Source organism: Bacillus sp. FSL K6-2839 (assembly GCF_038003365.1).
GTDB lineage: Bacteria > Bacillota > Bacilli > Bacillales > Bacillaceae > Bacillus.
Genome location: NZ_JBBOOZ010000001.1, coordinates 499504 through 514145 on the forward strand (window position 1 = coordinate 499504; position 14642 = coordinate 514145).

At 45.0% G+C, this 14642-nt stretch carries 10 protein-coding genes, 16 tRNA genes and 3 rRNA genes; 23 read left to right on the forward strand and 6 right to left on the reverse strand.

Annotated elements, in window-relative coordinates:
• Window positions 1–22 precede the first annotated feature (22 nt).
• Window positions 23–370, reverse strand: coding sequence for a YgzB family protein (locus tag MHH26_RS02190; protein WP_307499339.1), 348 nt, complete (start codon window positions 368–370; stop codon window positions 23–25).
• 189 nt (window positions 371–559) lie between these two features.
• Here MHH26_RS02190 and MHH26_RS02195 point away from each other — a divergent pair, with 189 nt between their 5' ends.
• The 22 genes from MHH26_RS02195 (at window position 560) to MHH26_RS02300 (ending at window position 9340) form a co-directional block, all read left to right on the forward strand.
• Window positions 560–1438, forward strand: coding sequence for a nucleotidyltransferase-like protein (locus MHH26_RS02195; RefSeq protein WP_034664951.1), 879 nt, complete (start codon window positions 560–562; stop codon window positions 1436–1438).
• Window positions 1439–1754: 316 nt separating this feature from the next.
• A 16S ribosomal RNA gene (locus tag MHH26_RS02200) occupies window positions 1755–3303 on the forward strand.
• A 182-nt stretch (window positions 3304–3485) separates the two neighbouring features.
• Window positions 3486–6416 (forward strand): 23S ribosomal RNA (locus tag MHH26_RS02205).
• Between the two features lie 109 nt (window positions 6417–6525).
• Window positions 6526–6642, forward strand: a 5S ribosomal RNA gene (gene rrf / locus MHH26_RS02210).
• Together the 16S, 23S and 5S rRNA genes with 16 tRNA genes alongside form the textbook arrangement of a ribosomal RNA operon.
• A 9-nt stretch (window positions 6643–6651) precedes the next feature.
• Window positions 6652–6726, forward strand: a tRNA-Asn gene (locus tag MHH26_RS02215).
• Window positions 6727–6730: 4 nt separating this feature from the next.
• Window positions 6731–6821, forward strand: a tRNA-Ser gene (locus MHH26_RS02220).
• 17 nt (window positions 6822–6838) lie between these two features.
• Window positions 6839–6913 (forward strand) — tRNA-Glu (locus tag MHH26_RS02225).
• A 31-nt stretch (window positions 6914–6944) separates the two neighbouring features.
• Window positions 6945–7020, forward strand: a tRNA-Val gene (locus MHH26_RS02230).
• Between the two features lie 15 nt (window positions 7021–7035).
• Window positions 7036–7112: transfer RNA gene (locus MHH26_RS02235), tRNA-Met, on the forward strand.
• 4 nt (window positions 7113–7116) lie between these two features.
• A tRNA-Asp gene (locus MHH26_RS02240) sits at window positions 7117–7193 on the forward strand.
• An 18-nt stretch (window positions 7194–7211) separates the two neighbouring features.
• Window positions 7212–7287 (forward strand) — tRNA-Phe (locus tag MHH26_RS02245).
• 6 nt (window positions 7288–7293) lie between these two features.
• Window positions 7294–7366 (forward strand) — tRNA-Thr (locus MHH26_RS02250).
• 15 nt (window positions 7367–7381) lie between these two features.
• Window positions 7382–7466 (forward strand) — tRNA-Tyr (locus MHH26_RS02255).
• A 13-nt stretch (window positions 7467–7479) separates the two neighbouring features.
• Window positions 7480–7553 (forward strand) — tRNA-Trp (locus tag MHH26_RS02260).
• A 30-nt stretch (window positions 7554–7583) separates the two neighbouring features.
• Window positions 7584–7659: transfer RNA gene (locus MHH26_RS02265), tRNA-His, on the forward strand.
• A 9-nt stretch (window positions 7660–7668) separates the two neighbouring features.
• Window positions 7669–7740 (forward strand) — tRNA-Gln (locus tag MHH26_RS02270).
• Between the two features lie 7 nt (window positions 7741–7747).
• Window positions 7748–7822, forward strand: a tRNA-Gly gene (locus tag MHH26_RS02275).
• A 5-nt stretch (window positions 7823–7827) separates the two neighbouring features.
• A tRNA-Cys gene (locus tag MHH26_RS02280) sits at window positions 7828–7898 on the forward strand.
• A 14-nt stretch (window positions 7899–7912) separates the two neighbouring features.
• A tRNA-Leu gene (locus tag MHH26_RS02285) sits at window positions 7913–8001 on the forward strand.
• Between the two features lie 38 nt (window positions 8002–8039).
• Window positions 8040–8121: transfer RNA gene (locus MHH26_RS02290), tRNA-Leu, on the forward strand.
• Between the two features lie 205 nt (window positions 8122–8326).
• Entirely contained in the window at window positions 8327–8518 is a 192-nt protein-coding gene (locus tag MHH26_RS02295; RefSeq protein WP_340972120.1) for a DUF7832 domain-containing protein, read from the forward strand.
• Between the two features lie 117 nt (window positions 8519–8635).
• Window positions 8636–9340, forward strand: coding sequence for a hypothetical protein (locus tag MHH26_RS02300; protein WP_307499341.1), 705 nt, complete (start codon window positions 8636–8638; stop codon window positions 9338–9340).
• 34 nt (window positions 9341–9374) lie between these two features.
• Here the strand turns inward: MHH26_RS02300 and MHH26_RS02305 are convergent, their stop codons facing one another.
• The 5 genes from MHH26_RS02305 to MHH26_RS02325 form a co-directional block, all read right to left on the reverse strand.
• Window positions 9375–9920: a histidine phosphatase family protein gene (locus tag MHH26_RS02305; RefSeq protein ID WP_307499342.1), complete on the reverse strand. Its 546-nt coding sequence runs from the start codon at window positions 9918–9920 to the stop codon at window positions 9375–9377.
• A gap of 68 nt (window positions 9921–9988) precedes the next feature.
• Window positions 9989–10180 (reverse strand): hypothetical protein, encoded by a 192-nt coding sequence (locus MHH26_RS02310; protein ID WP_106041368.1) that lies wholly within the window; start codon window positions 10178–10180, stop codon window positions 9989–9991.
• A 128-nt stretch (window positions 10181–10308) separates the two neighbouring features.
• Window positions 10309–10578 carry a hypothetical protein gene (locus tag MHH26_RS02315; protein ID WP_307499343.1) on the reverse strand — a complete coding sequence of 90 codons (270 nt, stop codon included), beginning with the start codon at window positions 10576–10578 and terminating at the stop codon, window positions 10309–10311.
• Window positions 10579–10644: 66 nt separating this feature from the next.
• Entirely contained in the window at window positions 10645–11334 is a 690-nt protein-coding gene (locus tag MHH26_RS02320; RefSeq protein ID WP_340972127.1) for a DUF1963 domain-containing protein, read from the reverse strand.
• A gap of 17 nt (window positions 11335–11351) precedes the next feature.
• Window positions 11352–12155, reverse strand: a complete 804-nt coding sequence (locus MHH26_RS02325) for a DUF2262 domain-containing protein (RefSeq protein ID WP_340972130.1) — start codon at window positions 12153–12155, stop codon at window positions 11352–11354.
• A 495-nt stretch (window positions 12156–12650) separates the two neighbouring features.
• Here MHH26_RS02325 and MHH26_RS02330 point away from each other — a divergent pair, with 495 nt between their 5' ends.
• Window positions 12651–14591, forward strand: a complete 1941-nt coding sequence (locus MHH26_RS02330; RefSeq protein ID WP_106041376.1) for an LTA synthase family protein — start codon at window positions 12651–12653, stop codon at window positions 14589–14591.
• Window positions 14592–14642 lie beyond the last annotated feature (51 nt).

The following is a 14642-nucleotide window of genomic DNA, read 5'->3' on the forward strand; positions in this document are numbered from 1 at the left end:
CCGGTTAAATGGTCAGCTTTTTTTATGACTTTTTTCGATTGTAGGTTTCATCAAACTCTTTGCCTTCTAATGCTGGATCGAGTGTAAGCGGCTCTCTGCAATGCATGCACATATCTACCCGCCCAAGCACTTTTGTTTCCTTCTCACAGCCTGGACAAACAACACGCACTGCCTTTGTAGAAAGCATACCGATCCAAAAGTAAACCACTGTACTCAATCCGATCGATAAGACGCCGAGCAGCATAAAGAAAGTCGACAGCCAAATCGATTCCTTGAAGAACACACCGATATACATGATCAGAAAGCCAACAAAAACCAAACTAAGTGCAAATGTTCTGATTTTATTAATCTTACTGGAGTATTTCGCCATCCCTAGTCCCCCTTGTCTCCAATATAGCACATTTTACCTTTCCGTTTGAATTAGTTATAGAGTTTTGTGAATAAATTGCTTATAATGATTCAATGATCTTTTTTCTTGTATTGAAGGAATTTTGATTCTATGAGGAGAAATACATAGCATTAGAGAAGAACTTTACACCCGAGTATTGGAGGAATCACTATGGAAAATCTTCTCCGTCCTATTTATCAAGAGAGAGCAAGCCATCCAGACACATTAGCTGTGATTATAGTAGAAAGAAGACACAAAGTATCTTCTGAGACGGATAACTTTGATGCAGCACTTCTAGTCATTGTAAAAGAAGCGGAAGAGCCGTTATTTATCAAGCACTATGAATCCGATCACCAAACAGCTTCTTTAAATGTTGTCACAGATGATCAGCTGAAGGAATGGATTACCCTCGGCACTAACCGCCGAATCATTGATTGGATTTTGAATGGGAAAGTCCTATTTGATCGAAATGAATATATTTTCAACTTGATTGATGAACTAAGTACATTCCCGTTTTCAAACCGCAAACTTAAAATCGGTTTAGAATACGGCAAGCTCATTCGCAGATATATAGAAGGAAAAGCATTTTTTGAGTCAAATCAATTCCTTGATGCATATAATTCAATTGTGCATGCTCTGCATCATTTGGCACGTATTGAAGTGATCGATAAAGGCTTCCACCCAGAAGTGACGGTTTGGAATCAGGTGCGTCATATGGAACCGGAAGTATATAAACTTTATTCAGAACTCATTGAAAGCCACGAAAGCCTGCATAAGCGTTTGGAACTTTTATTTTTAGCAAATGATTTTTTGATCCATTCAAAAGCAGAAATTGGTGCCGCTCATTTGCGTCATGTCATGGAACAGCAAGATATATGGCTTTTTGGCGAGCTTCTCGCGCATCCTGATCTCAAGTATTTCACGCCTGACCTTAGCGTCATGATTGATTTCTTTGTGGAAAAAGGAATTGTTCAAGTGGAGCCGATTGAGACAAAGGGGCAAAAAATCTATCATCGAGGATATTTTGTAAAAAAAGATATTGACGCATGAATGTTATGATGGTATATTATTATACGTCGCTAACGAGCAACCAAGTTGCTTTGAAAGAAAAGCTGACAAAAAGAAATTATAAAAAACACTTGACGCACACAGCGCCGAAATGTTATATTGAGAAAGTCGCCTCTGAGCGACAATGAAGATGATCTTTGAAAACTAAACAAGACAAAACGTACCTGTTAATTCGAGTTTTTATAAAAAAATCCTATGATACATCATAGGTAGTCAGTCAAACTGGCGAGGCAGGAAATGATCACATGCTAATTTCGCTACATCGTGTAGCAACGCATGTGTGATATGCATCCTGCATACCTCGGAGAGTTTGATCCTGGCTCAGGACGAACGCTGGCGGCGTGCCTAATACATGCAAGTCGAGCGGACAGAAGGGAGCTTGCTCCCGGATGTTAGCGGCGGACGGGTGAGTAACACGTGGGTAACCTGCCTGTAAGACTGGGATAACTCCGGGAAACCGGAGCTAATACCGGATAGTTCCTTGAACCGCATGGTTCAAGGATGAAAGACGGTTTCGGCTGTCACTTACAGATGGACCCGCGGCGCATTAGCTAGTTGGTGGGGTAATGGCTCACCAAGGCGACGATGCGTAGCCGACCTGAGAGGGTGATCGGCCACACTGGGACTGAGACACGGCCCAGACTCCTACGGGAGGCAGCAGTAGGGAATCTTCCGCAATGGACGAAAGTCTGACGGAGCAACGCCGCGTGAGTGATGAAGGTTTTCGGATCGTAAAGCTCTGTTGTTAGGGAAGAACAAGTGCGAGAGTAACTGCTCGCACCTTGACGGTACCTAACCAGAAAGCCACGGCTAACTACGTGCCAGCAGCCGCGGTAATACGTAGGTGGCAAGCGTTGTCCGGAATTATTGGGCGTAAAGGGCTCGCAGGCGGTTTCTTAAGTCTGATGTGAAAGCCCCCGGCTCAACCGGGGAGGGTCATTGGAAACTGGGAAACTTGAGTGCAGAAGAGGAGAGTGGAATTCCACGTGTAGCGGTGAAATGCGTAGAGATGTGGAGGAACACCAGTGGCGAAGGCGACTCTCTGGTCTGTAACTGACGCTGAGGAGCGAAAGCGTGGGGAGCGAACAGGATTAGATACCCTGGTAGTCCACGCCGTAAACGATGAGTGCTAAGTGTTAGGGGGTTTCCGCCCCTTAGTGCTGCAGCTAACGCATTAAGCACTCCGCCTGGGGAGTACGGTCGCAAGACTGAAACTCAAAGGAATTGACGGGGGCCCGCACAAGCGGTGGAGCATGTGGTTTAATTCGAAGCAACGCGAAGAACCTTACCAGGTCTTGACATCCTCTGACAACCCTAGAGATAGGGCTTTCCCTTCGGGGACAGAGTGACAGGTGGTGCATGGTTGTCGTCAGCTCGTGTCGTGAGATGTTGGGTTAAGTCCCGCAACGAGCGCAACCCTTGATCTTAGTTGCCAGCATTTAGTTGGGCACTCTAAGGTGACTGCCGGTGACAAACCGGAGGAAGGTGGGGATGACGTCAAATCATCATGCCCCTTATGACCTGGGCTACACACGTGCTACAATGGACAGAACAAAGGGCTGCGAGACCGCAAGGTTTAGCCAATCCCATAAATCTGTTCTCAGTTCGGATCGCAGTCTGCAACTCGACTGCGTGAAGCTGGAATCGCTAGTAATCGCGGATCAGCATGCCGCGGTGAATACGTTCCCGGGCCTTGTACACACCGCCCGTCACACCACGAGAGTTTGCAACACCCGAAGTCGGTGAGGTAACCTTTATGGAGCCAGCCGCCGAAGGTGGGGCAGATGATTGGGGTGAAGTCGTAACAAGGTAGCCGTATCGGAAGGTGCGGCTGGATCACCTCCTTTCTAAGGATATATGGAGCAGCGTACGTTTTCGTCTTGTTTAGTTTTGAAGGATCATTCCTTCAAAACATGTCTCTAGCGAGACAGGATTGTTCTTTGAAAACTAGATAACAATAAGTAATACATTCACATTGAATGCAATGCAAAGTTCATCACACATAGTGATTCTTTCTAAAGTAAGAAATGGTTAAGTTAGAAAGGGCGCACGGTGGATGCCTTGGCACTAGGAGCCGATGAAGGACGGGACGAACACCGATATGCTTCGGGGAGCTGTAAGCAAGCTTTGATCCGGAGATTTCCGAATGGGGAAACCCACTGCTCGTAATGGAGTAGTATCCATACTTGAATACATAGAGTATGAGAAGGCATACCCGGGGAACTGAAACATCTAAGTACCCGGAGGAAGAGAAAGCAAATGCGATTCCCTGAGTAGCGGCGAGCGAAACGGGAACAGCCCAAACCAAGAGGCTTGCCTCTTGGGGTTGTAGGACACTCTATACGGAGTTACAAAGGAACGATATAAGCGAAGAGGTCTGGAAAGGCCCGCCAAAGAAGGTAACAGCCCTGTAACTGAAATGTTGTTCTCTCCAGAGTGGATCCTGAGTACGGCGGAACACGTGAAATTCCGTCGGAATCCGGGAGGACCATCTCCCAAGGCTAAATACTCCCTAGTGACCGATAGTGAACCAGTACCGTGAGGGAAAGGTGAAAAGCACCCCGGAAGGGGAGTGAAATAGATCCTGAAACCGTGTGCCTACAAGTAGTCAGAGCCCGTTAATGGGTGATGGCGTGCCTTTTGTAGAATGAACCGGCGAGTTACGATCCCGTGCAAGGTTAAGCAGAAGATGCGGAGCCGCAGCGAAAGCGAGTCTGAATAGGGCGCATGAGTACGTGGTCGTAGACCCGAAACCAGGTGATCTACCCATGTCCAGGGTGAAGTTCAGGTAACACTGAATGGAGGCCCGAACCCACGCACGTTGAAAAGTGCGGGGATGAGGTGTGGGTAGGGGTGAAATGCCAATCGAACCTGGAGATAGCTGGTTCTCTCCGAAATAGCTTTAGGGCTAGCCTCAAGGTAAGAGTCTCGGAGGTAGAGCACTGATTGGACTAGGGGCCCCTACCGGGTTACCGAATTCAGTCAAACTCCGAATGCCGATGACTTATCCTTGGGAGTCAGACTGCGAGTGATAAGATCCGTAGTCGAAAGGGAAACAGCCCAGACCGCCAGCTAAGGTCCCAAAGTATACGTTAAGTGGAAAAGGATGTGGAGTTGCTTAGACAACCAGGATGTTGGCTTAGAAGCAGCCACCATTTAAAGAGTGCGTAATAGCTCACTGGTCGAGTGACTCTGCGCCGAAAATGTACCGGGGCTAAACGTATCACCGAAGCTGCGGACTGTTCTTACGAACAGTGGTAGGAGAGCGTTCTAAGTGCTGTGAAGTCAGACCGGAAGGACTGGTGGAGCGCTTAGAAGTGAGAATGCCGGTATGAGTAGCGAAAGACGGGTGAGAATCCCGTCCACCGAATGCCTAAGGTTTCCTGAGGAAGGCTCGTCCGCTCAGGGTTAGTCGGGACCTAAGCCGAGGCCGAAAGGCGTAGGCGATGGACAACAGGTTGATATTCCTGTACCACCTCCTCACCATTTGAGCAATGGGGGGACGCAGGAGGATAGGGTAAGCGCGGTATTGGATATCCGCGTCCAAGCAGTTAGGCTGGGAAATAGGCAAATCCGTTTCCCGTAAAGGCTGAGCTGTGATGGCGAGCGAAATTTAGTAGCGAAGTTCCTGATTCCACACTGCCAAGAAAAGCCTCTAGCGAGGTGAGAGGTGCCCGTACCGCAAACCGACACAGGTAGGCGAGGAGAGAATCCTAAGGTGATCGAGAGAACTCTCGTTAAGGAACTCGGCAAAATGACCCCGTAACTTCGGGAGAAGGGGTGCTTCTTAGGGTGTTAAAGCCCCGAGAAGCCGCAGTGAATAGGCCCAGGCGACTGTTTAGCAAAAACACAGGTCTCTGCGAAGCCGTAAGGCGAAGTATAGGGGCTGACGCCTGCCCGGTGCTGGAAGGTTAAGAGGAGCGCTTAGCGTAAGCGAAGGTGCGAATTGAAGCCCCAGTAAACGGCGGCCGTAACTATAACGGTCCTAAGGTAGCGAAATTCCTTGTCGGGTAAGTTCCGACCCGCACGAAAGGCGCAACGATCTGGGCACTGTCTCAACGAGAGACTCGGTGAAATTATAGTACCTGTGAAGATGCAGGTTACCCGCGACAGGACGGAAAGACCCCGTGGAGCTTTACTGCAGCCTGATATTGAATGTTGGTACAGCTTGTACAGGATAGGTAGGAGCCTTGGAAACCGGAGCGCTAGCTTCGGTGGAGGCATCGGTGGGATACTACCCTGGCTGTATTGACCTTCTAACCCGCTGCCCTTATCGGGCAGGGAGACAGTGTCAGGTGGGCAGTTTGACTGGGGCGGTCGCCTCCTAAAATGTAACGGAGGCGCCCAAAGGTTCCCTCAGAATGGTTGGAAATCATTCGCAGAGTGTAAAGGCACAAGGGAGCTTGACTGCGAGACCTACAAGTCGAGCAGGGACGAAAGTCGGGCTTAGTGATCCGGTGGTTCCGCATGGAAGGGCCATCGCTCAACGGATAAAAGCTACCCCGGGGATAACAGGCTTATCTCCCCCAAGAGTCCACATCGACGGGGAGGTTTGGCACCTCGATGTCGGCTCATCGCATCCTGGGGCTGTAGTCGGTCCCAAGGGTTGGGCTGTTCGCCCATTAAAGCGGTACGCGAGCTGGGTTCAGAACGTCGTGAGACAGTTCGGTCCCTATCCGTCGCGGGCGCAGGAAATTTGAGAGGAGCTGTCCTTAGTACGAGAGGACCGGGATGGACGCACCGCTGGTGTACCAGTTGTTCTGCCAAGGGCATCGCTGGGTAGCTATGTGCGGACGGGATAAGTGCTGAAAGCATCTAAGCATGAAGCCCCCCTCAAGATGAGATTTCCCATTCCGCAAGGAAGTAAGATCCCTGAAAGATGATCAGGTTGATAGGTCTGAGGTGGAAGCGTGGTGACACGTGGAGCTGACAGATACTAATAGATCGAGGACTTAACCTATATTCTAATGTGAAGCTTGAACATTGTTATCTAGTTTTGAGAGAACATTTTTAAAATATCTCTTGATTTATTTTCAATACATAGTATAATATCTTTTGTCACTAAATTGTCTGGTGATGATGGCGAAGAGGTCACACCCGTTCCCATACCGAACACGGAAGTTAAGCTCTTCAGCGCCGATGGTAGTTGGGGGGTCTCCCCCTGTGAGAGTAGGACATCGCCAGGCTTTCTTCATTCCGCAGTAGCTCAGTGGTAGAGCTATCGGCTGTTAACCGATCGGTCGTAGGTTCGAATCCTACCTGCGGAGCCAATTTGGAGAGCTGTCCGAGTGGCCGAAGGAGCACGATTGGAAATCGTGTAGGCGGTAACCCCGTCTCAAGGGTTCGAATCCCTTGCTCTCCGCCACAATTTACATAATAAAGGGCCCGTTGGTCAAGCGGTTAAGACACCGCCCTTTCACGGCGGTAACACGGGTTCGAATCCCGTACGGGTCACCATTTTATAGAATATACACCAGTATTTTTATTCGGAGGATTAGCTCAGCTGGGAGAGCATCTGCCTTACAAGCAGAGGGTCGGCGGTTCGAGCCCGTCATCCTCCACCATATCTTTTATATCGTCGCGGGGTGGAGCAGTTCGGTAGCTCGTCGGGCTCATAACCCGAAGGTCGCAGGTTCAAATCCTGCCCCCGCAACCAAAATGGTCCGGTAGTTCAGTTGGTTAGAATGCCTGCCTGTCACGCAGGAGGTCGCGGGTTCGAGTCCCGTCCGGACCGCCATTTTTAAAAAGAATACTTGGCTCGGTAGCTCAGTTGGTAGAGCAACGGACTGAAAATCCGTGTGTCGGCGGTTCGATTCCGTCCCGAGCCACCACTATTTGCCGGTGTAGCTCAATTGGTAGAGCAACTGACTTGTAATCAGTAGGTTGGGGGTTCAAGTCCTCTTGCCGGCACTGTTTTTCAAATGTGGAGGGGTAGCGAAGTGGCTAAACGCGGCGGACTGTAAATCCGCTCCCTCCGGGTTCGGCGGTTCGAATCCGCCCCCCTCCACCATTTTTGTTTTCATAGGGGCATAGTTTAAAGGTAGAACAGAGGTCTCCAAAACCTCCGGTGTGGGTTCGATTCCTACTGCCCCTGCCAATTTTCTTAATATGATTCATAACATCTATGGCGGTTGTGGCGAAGTGGTTAACGCACCAGATTGTGGCTCTGGCACTCGTGGGTTCGATTCCCATCAATCGCCCCATTTTATTATTGGGCTATAGCCAAGCGGTAAGGCAACGGACTTTGACTCCGTCATGCGTTGGTTCGAATCCAGCTAGCCCAGTTAATTTGCGGAAGTAGTTCAGTGGTAGAACACCACCTTGCCAAGGTGGGGGTCGCGGGTTCGAATCCCGTCTTCCGCTCCAATAATGGCGGCATAGCCAAGTGGTAAGGCAGAGGTCTGCAAAACCTTTATCCCCGGTTCAAATCCGGGTGTCGCCTTTTTTGAAAAGACTGCCGGGGTGGTGGAATTGGCAGACACACAGGACTTAAAATCCTGCGGTAGGTGACTACCGTGCCGGTTCAAGTCCGGCCCTCGGCACCATTGTTTTTTTATAATAAGTTGCGCTCTTTAATGATCATGCCGGTGTGGCGGAATTGGCAGACGCGCACGACTCAAAATCGTGTTCCTCACGGAGTGCCGGTTCGACCCCGGCCACCGGTATCTATTAAAAGTTTTATGATCGGTATTTTACCGTCAGCCTAACGTTTCACCACAATGGTGAAACGTTTTTTTGTGGTTAAAACGAGTTATTTAGATGAAAATATAAACTTATTAGAAAATTTTTCAACAGCAGTTAGGCGTTATACCACTCTTATCAAGCAGATCGTGTAGCTGCCTCCCTCGAAATAAGAAGGACCAATAGAATATGCTAAATGCTGAAGGAAATGAATTCGCCCAGGATTATTTCGATTTTGAACATGGCTTGTGTTTAGATGACTACGAGGAGACATTCTCAGCAGCTGAAAGCGTGTATCATGTTGAAGATCGTTGGGAGAACTACGATAAAATCAAAGAAGTGATTCAAAAGCGTTATATAGATGTGGTGAATCAACGTTAAGGAATCTAGTTTTGTTTCAATAAATAAGAGCTTCTCATCTTTGTACTGTTTCATGTGGACGTTACAATTGGCTATAGGAGATAAATAGAATGAATTTAGAGGGGCGGAGTTGTTATCTTGCATACGAAGACGATATTACAGACCATCATTGAAGACGAGGAATCACGAGATTATCCGCTTTTTAGACAGTACTGTGAGAGAAAAGAGCAGGGTCTGCGTAAAGATGCGCTTAAAGTTCTTCAGTCCTTTATTGCGGAGATGAAGGAAAACGAGGTTGAAGCAAAGCGTGTATTTGTTGCTTGGCTGTTTGAGTGGATTGAACGGTTTGAGGATGGTCATCATTTGCTTGTGTTTCCATTGGTAAATGAGGTGATTCAGCCTGTTTTGCAAGAGTGGGAGAATGTTGATCCAATGGATGTGAGACCGTATCGCTGGCAAGGCTTGTTTGTGCATCAGGGAGAAGGGCTGCCTTACTTATTGAAGGCACTAGAGCTTGGAGGCAGCAAGGAGCAGCGTGTGATAGTTCAAATTTGTGAAACCTATCTATCGGCCTTATGGTATTCGTTTCATCATATACATGAAGATCTTTATTTAAGCACCTATGAGAAAGATCAAGAGCGAATTCAGGGCATTGAAGATGTCATGATACTGATTGAAGATAAGAGGATTCGTACCAATGTTGAAAAACATTCGGTCTACTATAACCAGCTTTTATCGGATTGGAAGGAATTTCAGCAGACGGAGACAAGAGGCTTTATGAAATGGTGTGCGGAGCGTAAGAAGCCCTATGAGTGGGTAGAGGCATTTTATTATCATCAATAGATGAGGAAACGGCAGAATTCATTCTGCCGTTTTTTTACTTATGCCATATTCGCTCTATTTCTACATGATCTGGTCTAAAATATTGCAGAACATAGACATCTGGATTGCTTAGCTGATCCCACTCCTTGAATCCAATCGTGGGATCGGCGTGTTTTAGAAGCAGGCTCATAATATTGCCATGTGTGGCGAATAAGGTATGATCTTTTCCTAATTTTATTTGTTCATAGAGTGCCTCTACAATACGATTCATCGCTTCTTGGCTCGATTCTCCGCCTTCACAGGTCATATGTAAGTCCGAAAAACTGAGCTTTAGTTTCTCATACCAATCGTCCATTGGTTTACTGCTTAACACACGTTCAGAAAGACGCTGATCAATTTGTACCTCGAGCTGTTTCACATGAGCAAGGGGCTCAGTGGTTTGGATCGCTCGTTTATAAGGACTTGAGATGATCTGATTGAGGTGGATACCGGAAAAGAACTGTGCTAGTGCGTGAGATTGTGCGATGCCTTGTGGCGTTAAAGACGCATCCTCGGATTGTCCATTTGCTTGGCAATGTCTGACGATATAATATGTTTTCATGGGCCACACCTTTCATTGAGTATAAAAAAATCATCCAGGATTGGATGAGGATTCATGAAGGTCTAGGTTCATTTGTTCGAATCTGTTTCTTTATAGGGATCTGTTAGCTTCGAGGTTAGGTCTAAGTTGAACAAAAAATCGTCTACGGTGTCTGTGCCAAAGGGAAGTGTGGAGAAGTTGATTGGGATGCTGTCTTCTTGCTTTTCTGAAGTGACCTGCTGTTTAGGCTGCTTTTTTCTCCAGTACTTAAACAAGCGCATGTAAAGCCCCCTTTTCTATGAAAAAGATGGATTTATACATAATATACGGGGAGAGTTGTCCAGGCGTCAAATGTTTTCTTAGAGAACGATGAAAAGAGCCACAGGAAAGTGCGGCTCTTTTTGTACATTTACATAGCACGACGTAATGCTTTCAGCACTTTACGTTCGCATTTTAAGTTGTATCGCTTGTGATGGAGTTTATCCGTGTTACATCTACCAATGACTTGTCTGACATCTGGATGATAAATGATGAGATTCCTGAAAGCTGGATCATTTAATAACGTGTGAAACCAGCTGAATTTTTTGAGATGGGCTGCGTTTCTAGAGATATCTTCTTCATCTACCTGTAGAAAAGGGATATACACAGCAAGTGAAAAGATTTCGAAAATGAATCCCATGTTGGTTTCCTCCTTCCATATTTTTTCCTACGCTTAGAAGGAGGCAAGGTTTCATTCAATAAACCTTTAAAAACAACCCCAGTGCATAAACCATTCTTTTGTGTCTTTGTCGTAATAGAAATACATCGTGCCGTTATCACCAATCATGAACCGAGGTTTTTCTTCTGAGGCGATTTGCAGCATGAATTCGCCTGGTTGATGATGGGGTGGGGATTGAATATATGCGCCATATCCATCGATTTTTGTGAATGAATAATTTGTGTATTGCTTAAAGAAGTGTTCTGTCGCTTCCTCACTTTCATTTACTTCTGATAAATCAACATATGACCACGCTTTTTCCCAGCAAGGGTAGTCCTTTTGCTCACTTTCATTCCATTGAATTTGAAAGGGTTTGAGTCCTCTCACTTCTTCTGGAGTCTCAACTACTTTTAATCCATCCATAGTTACATATTCAATGAGCTTCCAGCCTTCGCCGTTTTTGGTGATATCAATCGGAAGTGCTTTCTGATTAAGAAAGATTTGAATCATCTTACATTCATTGAATCCGTTCATTCCTCCTGGCACTTCAGGTAAATAAATTTGTAAGATCGGGATCATGAAACCATCTTGATCTGCTGGCCAGCCTTGATCGGGGTGGATGAAGAAATGACCGGCAAACCAGCTGTGTGCTGCTGGATCAGGACGAAAACCGCCATTCTTAGCCACGACGGGTGTTTTTCCTAGTTGTTCTAATTCGTGAAAAGCCTTTATCTCCATTACTTATCCCTCAATCTTTAGCCTGCAATGTGGGCATCTTGAAACGTGCCATTGATGTTGCCTGTGACAATGATGACATGTCCCCAAAACAAATCACCGTCATGACAGTAGACTTCAAACTCTCCATCTGGGTAAGCATGCAGACTTTCGAGTGAGATGCGGCTCATAAATTGATCCAGTGTGAGCTCTTCTTGTTTTTCAGCGGAGTCATCTTGTGCCTGCCAGTCTTTAGCTAGTTCAATCAGTTGATTTGCTGCAAATGATTTAATGGAAGAGTTCCATGTGGTCTGCTCTTCCATGAGTTGTCTAGCGGTTCGAAGAGAGTCGTTTACTTTTTCATCTTCTTCGAGGTTGAAGTAGAGTAGGCACTCTTGATTGCTCCATTGGATCGTTGTTTCAAATAAGTCTAGTCCTTTCACTAATTCAAAGGTGCCCAGCATGTCATCATGGTAAAAGACAGGTTTTTGAGCTTCTTCTAGTATCTCTTGAAGCTTTTGATCCTGTGTATCTGTATCGATGAGTGATACAAGCATGAACTCACCTTCACCTTTTCGGACCTGAAGTGTCACGATTGATTCTTTATGTAATTGTGCCTGCTTTTCCCGCAAGCCCTCTTCATCTGTTAAGCAGCAGAGCCTTATGTTTTCGGTTGTGATGAGGTCCTTTTCCTTCCATGCAATCAGTGGAATAGAAGCGGTCCAAAGAGATTCCTGTCCGGTTTTTCCTGCGCCTACTCCTGAAGGTCCTGTGACAGCAATGATGTGATCTATTTCTTCTGAAAATCTTTCTTTAAATGCGCTTATTTGTTTGTTATTCTTCATGTGATGTCCTCCAGCCTGCTTTTTGAAAATCTATATCTTTATCACACCGCACATCAGGAGGAGAAATCAAGCTTTTTTTTGCTTAAAACTTTTTTAGCTTGACAGAGGGAGAGAAAATACATGGATTGCTGGAGGGTGAGCCACAATAAAAAACAAATGGATTATGTATTGAATTTTGTATAAATTTAGGTGAAAGAGTCGAAAGGCCTAGGTGATTCTTCCTTTTCTTTATAATTACTTTGACACGAATAGATGAAAAAAGTAAAGTAGTACTGAGTGATTTACAAACCCTTCATGGATATTTTTCCTTTTATTTACTCGTATTTTTTTTTGAAACCTTTGAAGCTTCTCATACGTTATATTAAAGGAGCACATATATCCGGCGGAAACAGAGCATCGGAATGCTTGGTGAAGAAGATTTACATTTTCAAAATCAATGTAAATTTTTTATGATTTCATTTAAATCAGAACGATAACTAAGAAAGAAGAGGTTTTATGAAAAAAATATTTGCGAACAAATATAGCTTTTTTGTATTGGCTGTCCTTTTATTTTGGGCGAAATCGTACGCTGCCTACAAAATGGACTTTAATTTAGGAGTGAAAGGTTCTTTTCAAGAGGGGCTTCTCTTATTAAATCCATTTAGTTCAGCCATTGTGTTTTTGGGACTGGCTCTCTTTTTGAAGGGTCGTAAATCTGCCATTGTTTTAATTGTTATTGACTTTATTATGACCGCACTTTTATATGCGAATGTAGCGTACTACCGTTTCTTTGATGACTTTTTGACTTTCTCCACAATGAAGCAAGCAGGCAATCTTGGAGGAGGCATGACTGGCGGTGTATTATCTAGTATTAAGCCGCATGACCTTTTGTATTTCCTTGATATCATTATCTTGATAGCGATTGTGATTTGGAGACCAGAAGTGAAGAAATTCCAAATGAAAAAGACATTTGCACTGCTGATTGTGGCTGCAGGTGTAGGACTGTTTTTTGTAAACCTTCATTTAGCTGAAAAGGACCGTCCAGAATTATTAACAAGAACATTTGATCACAAGTATGTTGTCAAATACTTAGGTGTTTATAATTATACGATTTATGACGGAGTACAATCAGCACAAAATGCAACACAGGTAGCAAATGCGAGCAGTGAAGATTTAACGGATGTTGTAAACTATACGGCTTCTCACTATGCGAAGCCAAACGCAGAGTATTTTGGTAAAGCAAAAGGGAAAAACATCATTAAAATCCATTTAGAAAGCTTCCAGTCTTTCTTAATTGACTACAAACTAAATGGAGAAGAAGTGACGCCGTTTTTAAACAAACTAGCTCATGGTAAAGAGGATTTTACGTATTTCGACAACTTCTTCCATCAGACAGGTCAAGGAAAGACAGCTGATGCTGAGCTAATGATGGATAATAGTATGTTCGGCTTGCCAGAGGGAGCAGCGTTTGTGACAAAAGGTGAAAATACTTACCAATCACTCCCTGCCATCCTAGATCAAAAAGCAGGCTATACGAGCGCAGTGCTTCACGGGGACTATAAATCTTTCTGGAACCGTGACACGATTTATAAGCATATGGGATATGATCAATTCTTTGATGCTTCATATTACAACATGGATGAAGAAAATCTTGTGAATATGGGTCTGAAGGATAAACCATTCTTCAAAGAATCAATCCCGATGCTAGAATCAATGAAAAAGCCATTTTATGCACATTTAATGACACTGACTAATCACTATCCATTTAATTTAGATGAAAAAGATGCGACGATTGCTAAGGCAACAACTGGTGACAAAACAGTAGATAACTACTTCCAAACAGCAAGATATCTAGATGAGTCATTAGAGCAATTCTTTAAAGACTTGAAAAAATCAGGTATGTATAAAGACTCTGTTATTTTATTATATGGTGATCACAACGGTATTTCTGAAAACCATAACCGTGCAATGAGTGAAATTCAAGGGAAAGAAATTACACCTTATCAAAATGCACAAAACCAGCGTGTACCACTCATGATTCGTATTCCTGGCAAACAGGGCGGCGTGAACCATACGTATGGTGGTGAAGTAGACGTGATGCCTACGCTTCTTCACTTACAAGGTATTGATTCAAATGAGTATGTGAATTTTGGAACAGATTTATTCTCTAAGAAGCATGATCAAACTGTTGCATTCCGTAACGGAAACTATGTGACACCAAAATATACACTTGTAGATAACACTGTCTACGACACAAAAACAGGTAAAGTTGTGAAACAAAATAAAAAGACAGAGGCGATTAAAGCCCGTGTCGATAATCAGTTAAGCCTTTCAGATAAAGTGCTTTACAGGGATCTTCTTCGATTCCATAAGCTGTCTGATTTTAAACCAGTGAATCCATCTGATTATTTCTATGGTAAATCAAAAGAAAAAGAAGCGGATTCTTCTGCTAAGTAACTGAGTTTTGGGCAAGCACAGAAGGGTGCTTGCCTTTTTCTCTCTCACCGC